This is a genomic window from Streptomyces sp. SX-6 (genome assembly GCF_059089585.1).
In genome coordinates this window covers 109,151-121,842 of record NZ_JBTHHU010000007.1, presented here as the reverse complement: position 1 = coordinate 121,842, position 12,692 = coordinate 109,151, and the positions used below count along the sequence as shown (strand labels likewise).

Annotated in this window: 13 protein-coding genes; 10 read left to right on the top strand and 3 right to left on the bottom strand. The window is 73.5% G+C overall.

Going from position 1 to position 12,692, the window contains the following annotated elements; all coding sequences use genetic code 11:
- The first annotated feature begins 74 nt into the window (after positions 1 to 74).
- The 5 genes from ACV530_RS10905 to ACV530_RS10885 all read left to right on the top strand — a co-directional run bounded on the left by ACV530_RS10905 (position 75) and on the right by ACV530_RS10885 (position 5,727).
- Positions 75 to 911, top strand: coding sequence for an MOSC domain-containing protein (locus ACV530_RS10905; protein ID WP_494332145.1), 837 nt, complete (start codon positions 75 to 77; stop codon positions 909 to 911).
- Positions 912 to 1,073: 162 nt separating this feature from the next.
- Complete coding sequence (locus ACV530_RS10900; protein ID WP_494332144.1) at positions 1,074 to 1,688, top strand: Rv1733c family protein; 615 nt, start codon at positions 1,074 to 1,076, stop codon at positions 1,686 to 1,688.
- 112 nt (positions 1,689 to 1,800) lie between these two features.
- Positions 1,801 to 4,215: a right-handed parallel beta-helix repeat-containing protein gene (locus ACV530_RS10895; RefSeq protein ID WP_494332143.1), complete on the top strand. Its 2,415-nt coding sequence runs from the start codon at positions 1,801 to 1,803 to the stop codon at positions 4,213 to 4,215.
- 97 nt (positions 4,216 to 4,312) lie between these two features.
- Positions 4,313 to 5,158, top strand: coding sequence for a DeoR/GlpR family DNA-binding transcription regulator (locus ACV530_RS10890; protein ID WP_494332142.1), 846 nt, complete (start codon positions 4,313 to 4,315; stop codon positions 5,156 to 5,158).
- A 65-nt stretch (positions 5,159 to 5,223) separates the two neighbouring features.
- A complete protein-coding gene (locus ACV530_RS10885) occupies positions 5,224 to 5,727 on the top strand; it encodes an SRPBCC family protein (protein WP_494332141.1) in 504 nt (167 codons plus the stop codon).
- Between the two features lie 6 nt (positions 5,728 to 5,733).
- On the opposite strand, the gene cds1 is transcribed toward ACV530_RS10885, so the two are convergent.
- Positions 5,734 to 6,852 (bottom strand): L-cysteine desulfhydrase Cds1, encoded by a 1,119-nt coding sequence (gene cds1 / locus ACV530_RS10880; RefSeq protein WP_494332140.1) that lies wholly within the window; start codon positions 6,850 to 6,852, stop codon positions 5,734 to 5,736.
- 144 nt (positions 6,853 to 6,996) lie between these two features.
- Between cds1 and ACV530_RS10875 the strand changes: the two genes are divergently transcribed.
- Both ACV530_RS10875 and ACV530_RS10870 read left to right on the top strand, forming a co-directional pair.
- Positions 6,997 to 7,323 (top strand): hypothetical protein, encoded by a 327-nt coding sequence (locus tag ACV530_RS10875; RefSeq protein WP_494332139.1) that lies wholly within the window; start codon positions 6,997 to 6,999, stop codon positions 7,321 to 7,323.
- Between the two features lie 91 nt (positions 7,324 to 7,414).
- Complete coding sequence (locus ACV530_RS10870; RefSeq protein WP_494332138.1) at positions 7,415 to 7,921, top strand: ATP-binding protein; 507 nt, start codon at positions 7,415 to 7,417, stop codon at positions 7,919 to 7,921.
- A 28-nt stretch (positions 7,922 to 7,949) separates the two neighbouring features.
- Here the strand turns inward: ACV530_RS10870 and ACV530_RS10865 are convergent, their stop codons facing one another.
- Entirely contained in the window at positions 7,950 to 9,173 is a 1,224-nt protein-coding gene (locus ACV530_RS10865; RefSeq protein ID WP_494332137.1) for an ROK family protein, read from the bottom strand.
- A gap of 17 nt (positions 9,174 to 9,190) precedes the next feature.
- On the opposite strand from ACV530_RS10865, the gene ACV530_RS10860 reads away from it, so the two are divergent.
- Positions 9,191 to 10,411: an MFS transporter gene (locus ACV530_RS10860; protein ID WP_494332136.1), complete on the top strand. Its 1,221-nt coding sequence runs from the start codon at positions 9,191 to 9,193 to the stop codon at positions 10,409 to 10,411.
- Between the two features lie 17 nt (positions 10,412 to 10,428).
- Entirely contained in the window at positions 10,429 to 11,316 is an 888-nt protein-coding gene (locus ACV530_RS10855; RefSeq protein WP_494332135.1) for a DUF2797 domain-containing protein, read from the top strand.
- Positions 11,317 to 11,323: 7 nt separating this feature from the next.
- On the opposite strand, the gene ACV530_RS10850 is transcribed toward ACV530_RS10855, so the two are convergent.
- Complete coding sequence (locus tag ACV530_RS10850; protein ID WP_494332134.1) at positions 11,324 to 12,049, bottom strand: TetR/AcrR family transcriptional regulator; 726 nt, start codon at positions 12,047 to 12,049, stop codon at positions 11,324 to 11,326.
- Positions 12,050 to 12,181: 132 nt separating this feature from the next.
- On the opposite strand from ACV530_RS10850, the gene ACV530_RS10845 reads away from it, so the two are divergent.
- Positions 12,182 to 12,631, top strand: coding sequence for a nitroreductase family deazaflavin-dependent oxidoreductase (locus ACV530_RS10845; protein ID WP_494332133.1), 450 nt, complete (start codon positions 12,182 to 12,184; stop codon positions 12,629 to 12,631).
- Positions 12,632 to 12,692: the final 61 nt, after the last annotated feature.

Genomic DNA, 12,692 nt, shown 5'->3' with positions numbered 1-12,692 from the left:
CCCGCTGTCGCGCTGTCGCACGGGTGACCTGGCGAGGATCGTCAACTGTCGGACCCTGCTGGCAAGATGAGTCCATGTCCGATCACCCTGTGCTGAAGGCGCTCCACTTCTATCCGGTCAAGGCGATGGCGGGGTGTGCCCCCGGCGAGGCGGCGGTCGAGCCGTGGGGGCTCGCCGGGGACCGGAGGTGGATGCTCGTCGGTCCGGACGGCCGGGCCCTCACCCAGCGGCAGTTGCCGCGGCTCGCGCTGGCCTCGGCACGCCCGTCGGGGGATGGGGGGATCGTGCTGGCCGGGCCGGGGGCCGGGCCTCTGGAGGTGCCGGTGCCCGTCGCGGGGCAGCAGGGCGGCACGGTCGTCGTGGAGTTGTTCCGGGACAAGGTCGAGGCGGTGCCCGCGGGCGCCGCGGCCGATGCCTGGGCGAGCGCGTTCCTGGGCACCGAGGCCCATCTGGTGCACCTGGACGAGCCGGGGTTCCGGCGTCCGGTCGATCCGCAGTACTCGCGCCCGGGCGAGACCGTGAGTTTCGCGGACGGTTATCCCCTGCTGCTCACGACACTCGCTTCGCTCGACGCGCTCAACTCGCTGATAGCAGAGGGCGATCACGCCGCCGAGGGCCCCCTGCCGATGAACCGTTTCCGGCCCAATGCCGTGGTGGGCGGCACGGCCGCCTGGGCCGAGGACGACTGGCGCCGGGTGCGCATCGGCGAGGTGACCTTCCGCGTCGTCAAGCCCTGTGGCCGCTGCGTCGTCACCACCACCGACCAGCACACGGCCGCGCGGGGCAAGGAGCCGCTGCGTACGCTCGCCCGGCACCGCCGCCAGGAGACGGGGGTCGTCTTCGGCCAGAACCTCATACCCGAGCACACCGGAGTGCTGAGGGTCGGCGATCCCTTCGAGATCCTGGACTGACCGGGCTGACCGGTCCGGTCGGACCGACCGGACCGGTCCGGCTCGCGTCAACGCACCGCCTCGACGGGCAGCCACGAGGAGTGATTTCACTCTCTCCGCCGTGGTGCCCGGCATGCGGTGCCCCTCCTTGAGGTATTGACGGACCCGTAGGGGGTGAGCACCGTGCGCGCGACTCCTTTCGTACGGCGTTCCGGCTGGCGCTGGCGGCGCAATCCGCTGCGGCGCCGGAGCGATGTCTTCGAAGCGTGGGTGGGGTTGACCGCGGTGGTGCTGATGCTGCTGGCCGGGCCCGCGGTCGGCTGGGCGGCGGGCTCTCGCGCGCACACCGCGCTGTGTCATGCGGTCCGTGAACAGCACCTGCACCGGCACCTGGTGAGCGCCACCACGGTGCGGCTGCTGCCGGGGCGGGCGGCGGAGACGGACCACGAGACCACTGCCGGGCGCGACGGCTACCAGCGGGTGATCGCCCGCTGGCGGGGTCCGGACGGCGCGGAGCGTACCGGCCTCGTGCCGGTGCACAGCGCGGCGGGCCCGGGCCGGCGGTTCCCGCTGTGGACCGACGACCGGGGCCGGGTGACGGGCCGTCCGCTGGACGGCGCCGCGGCCTCCGTGCACGCGGTGCTGGCGGGCGCCGGTGCGGCCGGGGCGACGGCGGGTGCCGTGGAGGCGGCGCGGCTGCTCGTCGTCTGGCGCCTCACGCGCCGCAGGTACGCGCAGTGGGAGCGCGCGTGGGAGCGCGCCGGGCACACGTGGGGCCGGGCGGATACAGGGAGCTGACTCGGTCAACTCCCCTGCCCCGCGCACGCTACGGTGGTGCGGCCGGGAGCCGGTTCCCGGAGGTTTCCGGGTCCGGCCGGACGCATGCACGAGGTGGGGGCGCAGCAACACCATGGCACAGGGCTCGGTCCAGGTGACGCACACCGGCACGTCGCGGTGGCGGCGGCGCACGGGAGAGTACGACTCCCTCACGGCGGCTCTGGAGGCCGCCGCCGACGGGGACGTGCTGTCCGTGGCCCCGGGGACCTACCGGGAGAACCTGGTCCTGTCCCGTGCCGTCACGCTGCGGGGCGCCGACGGTTCGCGCGGTTCGGTGCGGATCGCGCCGACCGAGGGTGTCGCGGTGACCGTGCGGGCGTCGGCCGCGCTGCTGGACCTGCACGTCGAGGGCCATGACACGGCCGCGCCCGCGGTGCTGGTCGAGGACGGTTCGCCGGAGCTGGCGGGTCTGCGGGTCGTGACACGGTCGGCGGCGGGCATCGAGGTGCGCGGTGCCGCGCGCCCGACGGTGCGTCACTGCACCGTCGACAACCTGGCGGGCGTGGGCATCAGCGTGCTGGACGGTGCGGGCGGTGTGTTCGAGGACTGCGAGGTGGTCGCCGCGGGCCAGTCCGGTGTCTCGGTGCACGGCGGAGCCCAGCCGCGTCTGGAGCGCTGCCGGGTGCATCACACCCGCGGGGCCGGGCTGTCGGTGACGGGCGAGGGCAGCACGCTGGAGGCGGTCGGCTGCGAGGTGTACGAGATCAAGGGGGCCGGTGTGCAGGTGGCGTCACGCGCCGCCGGACGGCTCACCGACTGCCGCGTGCACCGGGTGGCCTCGGACGGGGTGACCCTGGACAACGAGGCCGTGCTCGCGCTCGCGGACTGCGACATCCACGATGTGCCGGAGAACGGCGTGGACTTGAGGGCGCGCTCCGTGCTGACGATGACGCGCTCGACCGTGCACCGTTTCGGGCGCAACGGCCTGTCGGTGTGGGATCCGGGCACCCGGGCGGAGGCCGTCCAGAGCGAGATCCACGACAGCACGGGCGACTACCCGGCGGTGTGGGTGAGCGACGGTGCGACCGCGGCGTTCACGTCCTGCCGGGTGCACGACGTGCCGGACGCGCTGTTCGTCCTGGACCGCGGCTCGTCCGTGGACGTCGCCGACAGCGACCTGTCGCGGGTGCGCGGTACGGCCGTGTCCGTGAGCGGCGGTGCCACCGCCCGCCTCGACGACTGCCGGATCCGGGAGGCGACGACGGGGGCGTGGTTCCGTGACCACGGCAGCGGCGGCACCCTGGTGGGCTGTGCCGTCGACGCGACGGCCACGGGGGTGATCGTCACCAAGGGCGCGGATCCCGTCTTCGAGCGCTGCGTGGTGAGTTCGCCGCTGGAAGCGGGTTTCTATGTGTCGGCGGAGGGCCGCGGCACGTTCCGGGGTTGCCGGGTGACCGGCAGCGGCGGCTACGGCTTCCACGTCATCGACGGGTGCCGCGCCACCCTGACCGGGTGCCGTACGGAGCGCTGTTCGCGCGGGGGTTACGAGTTCGCGGACGGGGGCGCCCACGTCGAGGACTGCACGAGCGACGAGGGCACGGTGTCCGTGCCGGGGTCCGGTCGCGGGGCGACCGCGGTGGAGACGGCCCGCCTCGCACCGGCGGCGCCGTCCGTACCGGAGCAGCGTCCGGCGCCCGCCGGCCCCGTGCCCGCCGGTTCCGTGCCCGAGGGGACGGCGCGCTCCGCGACGTCCGTGCTCGGTGAACTCGACACGCTGGTGGGGCTGGAGAGCGTCAAGCGCGAAGTGCGTGCCCTCACCGACATGATCGAGGTGGGGCGCCGGCGCCAGGAGGCCGGGCTCAAGGCCGCCTCCGTACGCCGCCATCTGGTGTTCACCGGCTCCCCCGGCACCGGCAAGACCACCGTGGCCCGGCTCTACGGCGAGATCCTCGCGTCCCTCGGGGTGCTGGAGCGCGGCCACTTGGTGGAGGTGTCCCGGGTGGACCTGGTGGGCGAGCACATCGGCTCCACCGCCCTGCGCACCCAGGAGGCGTTCGACCGGGCGCGCGGCGGGGTGCTCTTCATCGACGAGGCATACGCCCTGGCCCCCGAGGACTCCGGGCGGGACTTCGGGCGCGAGGCCATCGACACCCTGGTGAAGCTGATGGAGGATCACCGGGACGCCGTCGTGGTGATCGTCGCCGGGTACACCGCCGAGATGGAGCGCTTCCTGACCGTCAACCCCGGTGTGGCGTCCCGCTTTTCGCGCACGATCACCTTCGGCGACTACGCGCCGGAGGAGCTCCTGCGGATCGTGGAGCAGCAGGCGGAGGAGCACGAGTACCGCATAGGGCCCGGTGCGCCGGAGGCGCTGCTCGCGTACTTCGGGGACATCCCCAGGGGTCCGGCGTTCGGCAACGGCCGTACCGCCCGGCAGACGTTCGAGGCGATGGTCGAGCGGCATGCGGGCCGGGTGGCGCAGCTGTCCCACCCGACGACCGACGACCTGACGCTGCTGTACGCGGACGACCTGCCGCGTCCGGAATAGGCCCGCAACGGGGCCCCGTCCGCTCGTGCGGGCGGGCACTGTCACAGGCACGTGCGAGGATGAGCCGCAGCGGCCGAGGGGAAGGGAACGGGCCCGGGTGAGCGACAACCAGAATCTCCTGGCGGAACAGCGGCGCGCTCTGATTCTCGACGAGGTCAGGCGGCGCGGCGGGGTGCGGGTCAATGAACTGACGCGCCGGCTCAGGGTGTCGGACATGACGGTGCGCCGTGATCTGGACGCGCTGGCGCGTCTGGGTGCGGTGGAGAAGGTGCACGGCGGGGCGGTGCCGGTGGCGGAGGCCATGGCGCACGAGCCCGGTTTCGAGGCGAAGTCGGTCCTGGAGCCCGGCGCCAAGGAGGACATGGCCCGGGCCGCGGCGGGCATGGCGCCGCCGGGCAGCGCGATCGCCCTCGCGGGCGGGACGACAGCGTTCGCCCTGGCCAAGCGGCTGGTGGACGTCCCGGATCTGACGGTGGTGACCAACTCGGTGCGGGTCGCCGAGGTGTTCCACAGTGCCCAGCGGTCGGCGGCGGCCTCCGGACACCCGGCCCGGCCGGGTGCGGCGACGGTGGTGCTGACGGGCGGGGTCCGTACTCCGTCGGACACGCTGGTCGGCCCGGTCGCGGACGCGGCCGTCCGCTCGCTGCACTTCGACGTGCTGTTCATCGGGGTGCACGGCATATCGGTGGAGGCCGGTCTGTCGACCCCCAACCTCGCGGAGGCGGAGACCAACCGGCATTTCGTGCGGGCGGCCCGGCGCGTGGTGGTGCTGGCCGACCACACCAAGTGGGGCACGGTGGGCCTGAGTTCGTTCGCGTCCCTCGACGAGGTGGACACCCTGGTGACGGACGCGGGACTGCCCGCGGCGGCGCGCGAGGAGATCGCCGAGCGGCTGCCGAGGCTGGTGGTGGCGGACGGTTCCGGGCACGGCACGGGACGCTGAAGACATCCGGCAGCGCACGGGCTAAGGTGTCGGCGCCCGGTCGACCGACTCCTGGGGGTTTTCCGATGGCGCGCAAACTCCGCCCTGTGGGCGTCGACTTCATCGAGACCGCCCGGCTGCGGCTGTCCTTCGCGGCCCGTACGAATGCCGCGCCCGGGCAGGTCTACCACGCCCTGGCGGAGGAGGTGACGGGGTTGCCGCGCTGGTTCCGTGCGGTGACCCTGGCCCGCCCGGCGGAGACCGCCGGGCGCAGCGGCCGGGTGGTCGGCCTGGCCGGCGGCGTCCGCTTCCTCGAGACGATCATGGCGGCGGAGTCCCCGCGGCGTTACGCGTACCGGATCGACGAGACCAACGCGCCCGGCGTCCGGGCGATGCTGGAGGACTGGCGGCTGTCTCCCGCCGGCACCGGCACGGTGGTCCGGTGGACGATCGCGGTGGACGCCCCGCCGCCGGTGCTGTGGGTGATGCGGCTCGCCCGGCCCGCTATCGGGCGCGCGTTCCGCGATGCGGTGCGCGTCCTCGACCGGCTCCTGGCCCGGACTCCGGCGGACGGGGCGCGGGTTGCTTAGGGGGTGTCACTCCGGCCAGCGGCCGGTCGCCAGGAAGTCCGTGATGGTGTCGGCGTACGGCCCGATGCGCAGGCCCTGTTCCGCGAGCCAGGCGTCGGAGTAGTACTTGTCGAGGTAGCGCTCGCCCGGATCGCAGATGAGGGTGACGACGCTGCCCGTCCGCCCCTCGGCGGCCATCTCCGCGACGATCTTGAGTGCGCTCCACAGCCCGGTGCCGGTGGAGCCGCCCGCCCTGCGGCCGATGACCTGTTCCAGGGCCCGTACGGCCGCGACGCTCGCCGCGTCCGGGACCTTCATCATGCGGTCGACCGCGCCCGGCAGGAAGCTCGGTTCCATGCGCGGCCGGCCGATGCCCTCGATGCGTGAGCCACGGTCGCTGCTCGCGTGCGGGTCGTGGTCCCGCCAGCCGGCGAAGAAGCAGGAGTTCTCGGGGTCGGCGACGCAGATGCGGGTGTCGTACTGCATGTACCGCACGTAGCGGGCGATGGTGGCCGAGGTGCCGCCGGTGCCCGCGGTGGCGACGATCCAGGCGGGCTCCGGGTGGCGTTCCAGGCGGAGTTGGCTGTAGACGGACTCGGCGATGTTGTTGTTGCCGCGCCAGTCGGTGGCCCGCTCGGCGTAGGTGAACTGGTCCATGTAGTGGCCGCCGGTCCGCTCGGCCAGGGCGGCCGCTTCCTCGTACATCCCGCGGGGGTCGTCCACGAAGTGACACCGGGCGCCGTGGAATTCGATGAGCCGGCATTTCTCCGGGCTCGTGGTGCGCGGCATGACGGCGACGAACGGCACGCCGATCAGGTTGGCGAAGTAGGCCTCGGAGACGGCGGTGGAACCGCTGGACGCCTCGACGACGGGGGTCTCGGGACGGATCCAGCCATTGCACAGCCCGTAGAGGAACAGCGACCGGGCGAGGCGGTGCTTGAGGCTCCCGGTCGGATGGGTGGACTCGTCTTTCAGGTAAAGGTCGACGCCCCATTCCTCCGGCAGCGGAAAGCGCAGGAGATGGGTGTCCGCGGACCGGTTGGCGTCGGCCTGCACCTTGCGGACGGCCTCCTTGAGCCAGCTCCGGTAGGCGGGGTCACTGCGGTCCACGTCGACGGTGGGGGTGGAGTGCTCTGTCTCGTTCACGCCGCTCCTTGCGAGGTCCGGCCGGGCCCACGACAAACATCCCGAACATTTGGACCGAATGATCCTAAATATCCCCTGGTGCATGGGCCTCCCCACGGGCACACTGCGCACGGGACAGACCATTCGGCCGAGAGGCGGTGCGCCGTGGCGGAACCGGAGTTCTCCGCGACAGGGGTACGGATCGAACGCTTCCTCCGCTCCCTCACCCGGGCCGGCCAGGTGAAGATCCACGACGGCCGGCTGGAACTGCTGACCAGTTACGGCCGGGAGATCGACAGCGCGCCGGTGGACTCGGTGCACGCGCGCAAACCGTGGTTCGCCGCCGGCGCCCGGGCCCGGGCGACCGTGAACGGCACCCGCTACCTGCTCACCCTGGGCCCGCACGATCCCGCAGGCGAGGACACCGACTCCGACGCGGTCAACCGCTTCCTGGAGGCCGTGCGTTCCGCACGCGACAACACCGGGACCTGAGGGCACACGAGTGACGAGGGAGACGACGAGACGCGCCCCGCAGCGCGTACCCGCATCAAGGCCAGCCCTACTGCTTCAGGGAGCCGCAGCCGTGATCAGTCGAGCGAACAAGCACTGCACCGTTGAGCTCCAGGCCCTCCCCCAACGGGTCGGCCAGGTGCGCAGAATCGTATCTGCGCAGCTGCGCTACTGGCATCTCGATCCCCTCATCGACCCCGCCGCGCTCGGCGTCACCGAGTTGCTGACCAACGTGCACCAGCACGCGGGCCCGGACAAGCGCTGCACGGTGGAGATCGCCCTCGTACGAGGCCAGCTCACGGTCTCCGTAAGGGATCACGACCCCCGCCCTCCCTGCCTCGGTGTGCCGGACGGGACGGGCACCCACGGGCGCGGCCTCGCCCTGATCGCGGCGGTCAGTGCGGGCTGGGGTGTGCGGGAGCATCACGACGGCGGCAAGGTCGTCTGGTTCGCGCTCACCGTGCCCGCCCGCGAGCTTCCCGCCGTGCCCCTGGCCGGGCCGGGGAAAACGGGGGAACTGGGGAAACCAGGGGAACTGGGGAAACCGGGAAAAGCAGCCCTGTCCGCCGTGCCGGGGTGACACGACGGACGGGATTCACCCGGACGTGTCAGCCGAGCACCGTCAGCGGGTCGTCGAGGACCGGCTGCCATGCCGCCTCGGCCGCGCCGACGAGGCTGTTGTGGTCGAGCGTGCTGGGCAGGATCGGCACACTGCCGCTGCGGCCCCACAGGCTGCGGTCGGCGACGACGGCCCGCAGCCGCTCGGGATCCGCCGCGAGCAGCTCACGGTGGAGCCCGCCGAGCACGACGCGGTCGGGGTTGAGGATGTTGACAAGGCCCGCGAGGCCCAACCCGAGCCGATCGACGACCAGTTCGACGGCGGCCCGGACGGCGGGGTCCGCGTGCTCCGTGCGCAGCAGGTCGCGGGCCTGCTGGAGCAGCGAGACGGCGGGCCCCGGCTCCCGGCCCGCGGCGGTGAGGAAGGCCAGCGGGTCGGTCTCGACGTCGAGGCAGCCGCGGCTGCCGCAGTGGCAGGGCAGGCCCGCGGGGTTGACCGTGAGGTGGCCGACCTCCAGGGCCAGCCCCGAACTGCCGGTGTGCAGGCGGCCGTCGAGGACGAGCGCACCGCCGACCCCCCGGTGGCCGGTGGCCACGCACAGCAGGTGCCGCGCGCCGCGCCCGGCACCGTGCCGGTGCTCGGCCAGGGCGGCGAGGTTGACGTCGTTGCCCACGCATCCGGCGAGGGCGACGTTGCCGGGGCCCACGACACCGGCCTTGGCCAGGGCCTCGGTGAAGAGCTCGCGGACGGGGGCGCCGACGGGCCAGGAGAGGTGGAGCGGGTTGAGTGCCGTGCCGTCCGGTTCGGCGACGGCCGAGGGGACGGCGAGCCCGGCGCCCAGGCAGCGGCGCCCGGTCTCCCGCAGCAGGCCCGCACCGGCCTCGACGACGGCGTCGATGATGTGCGAGGGATCGGCGGGTACCGTCATGCAGCCCGGCGCGGTGGCGATCATCCGCCCGCCGAGCCCCACGAGGGCGGCGCGGAACCCGTCCACGTGAATCTGCGCGGCGAGGACGACGGGGCCGTCCGGCGCGACGGAGAGCCGGTGCGACGGACGGCCCTGGGAACCGGCGGCGGAACCCGGCCGGGCGTCGACCTGGATCAGTCCGAGCGCCTCCAGCTCGGCGGCAACGGCTCCGGCAGTCGCGCGGGTCACGCCGAGTTCGGCGGTGAGCACGGCGCGCGTGGGGGCGCGGCCGGTGTGGACGAGCTCCAAGGCCGGGCCGAGAGCGGCACGGCCCCGCTCCAAACGTGTTGTCCGAGTCTGGGTCACACCCCTATTCTGACTTTGTGCCGACACTGAACAAAATACGGACGGCGGTACTGGGGGGACGACGAGCAGCTCCGGCCGATCCTGCCCTGCGGAGCCTCCGCACCGCCTTGACGTTCTTCTTCGCTCTCGACGGCTTTCTCTTCGCCGGCTGGGTGGTCCGCATCCCCGCCATCAAACAGCAGATCGGAGCCTCCACCGGCGCCCTCGGGCTCGCACTGCTCGGGGTGTCGGCGGGCGCCGTCGCGACCATGATGCTCACAGGGCGGCTGGTCCGGCGGTTCGGCAGCCACCCGGTGACGGTCGTCGCGGCGGTCTGCATGTCCCTCGGCATCGCCCTGCCGCCGCTGACGCACTCGGCACTCGCCCTCGGGCTCGTCCTGCTCGCCTTCGGCGCCGCGTACGGCGGCATCAACGTCGCGATGAACAGCGCGGCCGTCGACCTCGTCGCCGCGCTGCGCCGGCCCGTGATGCCCGGCTTCCACGCGGCGTTCAGCGTCGGCGGCATGCTCGGCGCGGGGCTCGGCGGGCTGATCGCCGGGCATCTGTCGGCCACCCGTCATCTGCTGCTCCTGGCCGTGATCGGCATTGTCGTCGCCGCGGCCGCGGGGCGCGCCCTGCTCGCCCACCCCGCACCCCGGGCCGATCGCCCCGAGGCCGCGGCCTCGGGTGCGCACCCGGCGCGGAACAGGCGCGGACTGGTCGTCGTCTTCGGCCTCATCGCCCTGTGCACCGCCTACGGCGAGGGAGCGCTCGCCGACTGGGGCGCGCTCCATCTCCAGCAGGACCTCGGCACCGGCGCGGGCCTCGCGGCCGTCGGCTACTCGGTCTTCGCACTCGCCATGACCGCCGGACGCCTCAGCGGCACGGCGCTCCTCGAACGGCTCGGCCAGACCCGGGCCCTGGTCGCGGGCGGCACCGTCGCCGCCGCGGGCATGCTGGTCGGCGCGCTGGCCCCGACACTGTGGATGGTGCTCGCAGGCTTCGCGGTCACCGGCCTCGGCCTGGCCAACCTCTTCCCGGTGGCGGTCGGTCGGGCGGGCGAGCTGGCCGGGCCGAGCGGTGTCGCCGCGGCGTCCACCTTCGGCTACGGCGGCATGCTGCTCCCGCCGCCGATCATCGGCCTGCTCGCCGACCGTTCCTCGCTGTCCGTCGCGCTGACCACGGTCGCGGCGCTCGCGGCCATGGCGGCGGTCATCGCCTGGTGCACGCGTGGTGCGGTGGCACGGCACACTGGATGACGAGAGGGAGGGGCGAAGTGGAGCGGCACGACTGGCAGTGCGCCGGGGCGCGTTGGTCCCCGGAGGGGCCGGCGCTGGTGTGGCTTCGCCCCGGCGGCGGCGAGCGCCTGTCCCCGCTGCCGCCCGGACGACCGCTGGCGTTCACGACCGGTGGGCGCCGGCAGTGTGTCGGGGTGCGCAGGGGCGGTCGGCGCACTCCCTGCCCGGCCGGCGCCGAGGTGCCGGTGCGGGCGGTCTCGGCGCAGTGCGCCGAGTGCGCGCGACTCGACCGGTCGCACTCCGTCGCCGCGGACACGGCCGCCGACGATCCCCGGCCATATGACGTCTACCTGGCCTGGTTCGGGCCCGGGCTGGTCAAGGTCGGCATCACCGCCGCCGAGCGGGAGGGCGTCCGGCTGCTCGAACAGGCGGCGCTGTCCTACGCGTTGCTCGGACGCGGGCCGCTCATGGCGGCCCGGCGGGCGGAGGCGGTGCTGGGCGCCGCACTCGCCGTCCCGGACCGTTTCCCGTACGCGGCCAAGCGGGCCGCGCGCGTTCCCCTGCCGGCCCGGGAGCTGCGTACGGCCGAGCTGGCCCGGCTGCACGAGCGTGCGCGGCAGTTGCCGGGACTGCCGGAGGCGCTGGCCGTGCGGCCCTTCGCGCCCGTCCACCACGACGAGGCCTTCGGGCTCGGCCGGCTCCGGCCCGGCGCCGGTCTGGTCGAGCTCTCGGCACGGTGCACGGTGGCGGGGCGCGTGGTGGCCGTGGCGGGGCCGGACATCTGCCTGGACACGGCGGACGGAAGACCGCTGCTGCTCGACGCGCGCCAGCTGGCCGGCTGGACGCTCACCGCGGCACCGCCGGAGGCGGAGACGACCGCGGTGGTACGCGCGGCGGGGACAGTCGCACCGGAGACGCTTTTCTGACGGCAGGTCAGTTCGATGAAGTGGCAGCCCTCTCCGGGCCGGTGAGCCCTATCTGGTGCGCGAGACCGCGCACGGAATGGGTGAAGAACGCCTCGCGGGCCTCGACGACGTTGTTGAAGTGGCCGAACAGCTCGAAGCCGATCAGGCCGAAGAGCTGGGCCCAGGAGGCGACGAGCGCGGCCGCGGCGGGGGCGGGGAGCCCGAAGGCGTGCTCGGCGACGATCCGCTCGAGGTCCGTGCAGACCGTGCGGGGCAGGGGGTCCGCGGACGGGGTGTGCAACTGCCCGGCGGCGTGGGCGTCCCGCGCGATGGCGACGAGGGTCAGCGCGACGCGGCCGGCGGGCTCGACCGTGGCCTGCGGCGCCTCGTAACCGGGCACGGGCGAACCGTAGATGAGCGCGTATTCATGCGGGTGCGTGAGCGCCCAGGCGCGCACGGCCCGGCAGACAGCCGTCCAGCGCGCGGCGGGATCGGCGGTGCCGGCGGCGGCGAGGGCACCCTCGGCCTCGGCGCCCACCGCGTCGTAGGCGTCCACGATGAGGGCCGTGAGGAGCTCGTCACGGCTGGGGAAGTAGCGGTAGAGCGCGGACGAGACCATGCCGAGCTCACGGGCGACCGCGCGCAACGAGAGCTTGGCCGCGCCCTCCTGCGCGAGCTGGCGACGCGCCTCTTCCTTGATCGCGGCGGTGATCTCGCCGCGGGCCCGTTCCCTGGCCCCTCGGATGGCATTCATGGCCCCAGTCTGCCAGCGCACGGATCAATGCACAACAACGAGAGCACTGCTCTTGCGCGATGACACGCGAGCGTGCACACTGATCTCAAGCGAGAGCACCGCTCTCCATCACTGGGGGTTGCCGTGACACGCATGACGCACTACATCAAGCCCGGGCGATTCGACCGGCTCGCGGGCGGAGTGATCGGCCGTCTCGCGCGGCACGGCCTGAGTCTCGCGGGAGCGGCGGAGCTGTCCGTGCGGGGCCGCAGCAGCGGCGAGTGGCGCCAGGTGCCGGTCAACCCGCTGGAATTCGAGGGCGGCAGCTTCCTCGTCTCGGCGCGCGGCGAGGGCCAGTGGGTGCGCAATCTGCGGGCGGCCGGCGGCGGGCGGCTCCAAGTGGGCGGCACCGTGCGGATGTTCACCGCCGCGGAGCTGCCCGACGCGGACAAGCCCGCGGTCCTGCGCGCCTATCTGGCGCGCTGGGGATGGCAGGTGGGCCGGTTCTTCGACGGAGCCGGCGAGAAGTCGACCGACGAGGAACTGCTCCGCATCGCCGCACGGCACCCGGTCTTCCGGATCACGGAGCAGATACAGCCCTGACGTGGTGCGAGCACGTCCCGCGACGTGGTCAGGTGCGCGGGACGCCGCCGCACCACGTCAC

Coding starts and splice junctions, on each gene's coding strand:
- ACV530_RS10895 (WP_494332143.1), top strand. CDS start 1,801: ATGGCACAGGGCTCGGTCCAGGTGACGCACACCGGCACGTCGCGGTGG.
- ACV530_RS10850 (WP_494332134.1), bottom strand. CDS start 12,049: ATGAATGCCATCCGAGGGGCCAGGGAACGGGCCCGCGGCGAGATCACC.
- ACV530_RS10905 (WP_494332145.1), top strand. CDS start 75: ATGTCCGATCACCCTGTGCTGAAGGCGCTCCACTTCTATCCGGTCAAG.
- ACV530_RS10885 (WP_494332141.1), top strand. CDS start 5,224: ATGGCGCGCAAACTCCGCCCTGTGGGCGTCGACTTCATCGAGACCGCC.
- ACV530_RS10845 (WP_494332133.1), top strand. CDS start 12,182: ATGACGCACTACATCAAGCCCGGGCGATTCGACCGGCTCGCGGGCGGA.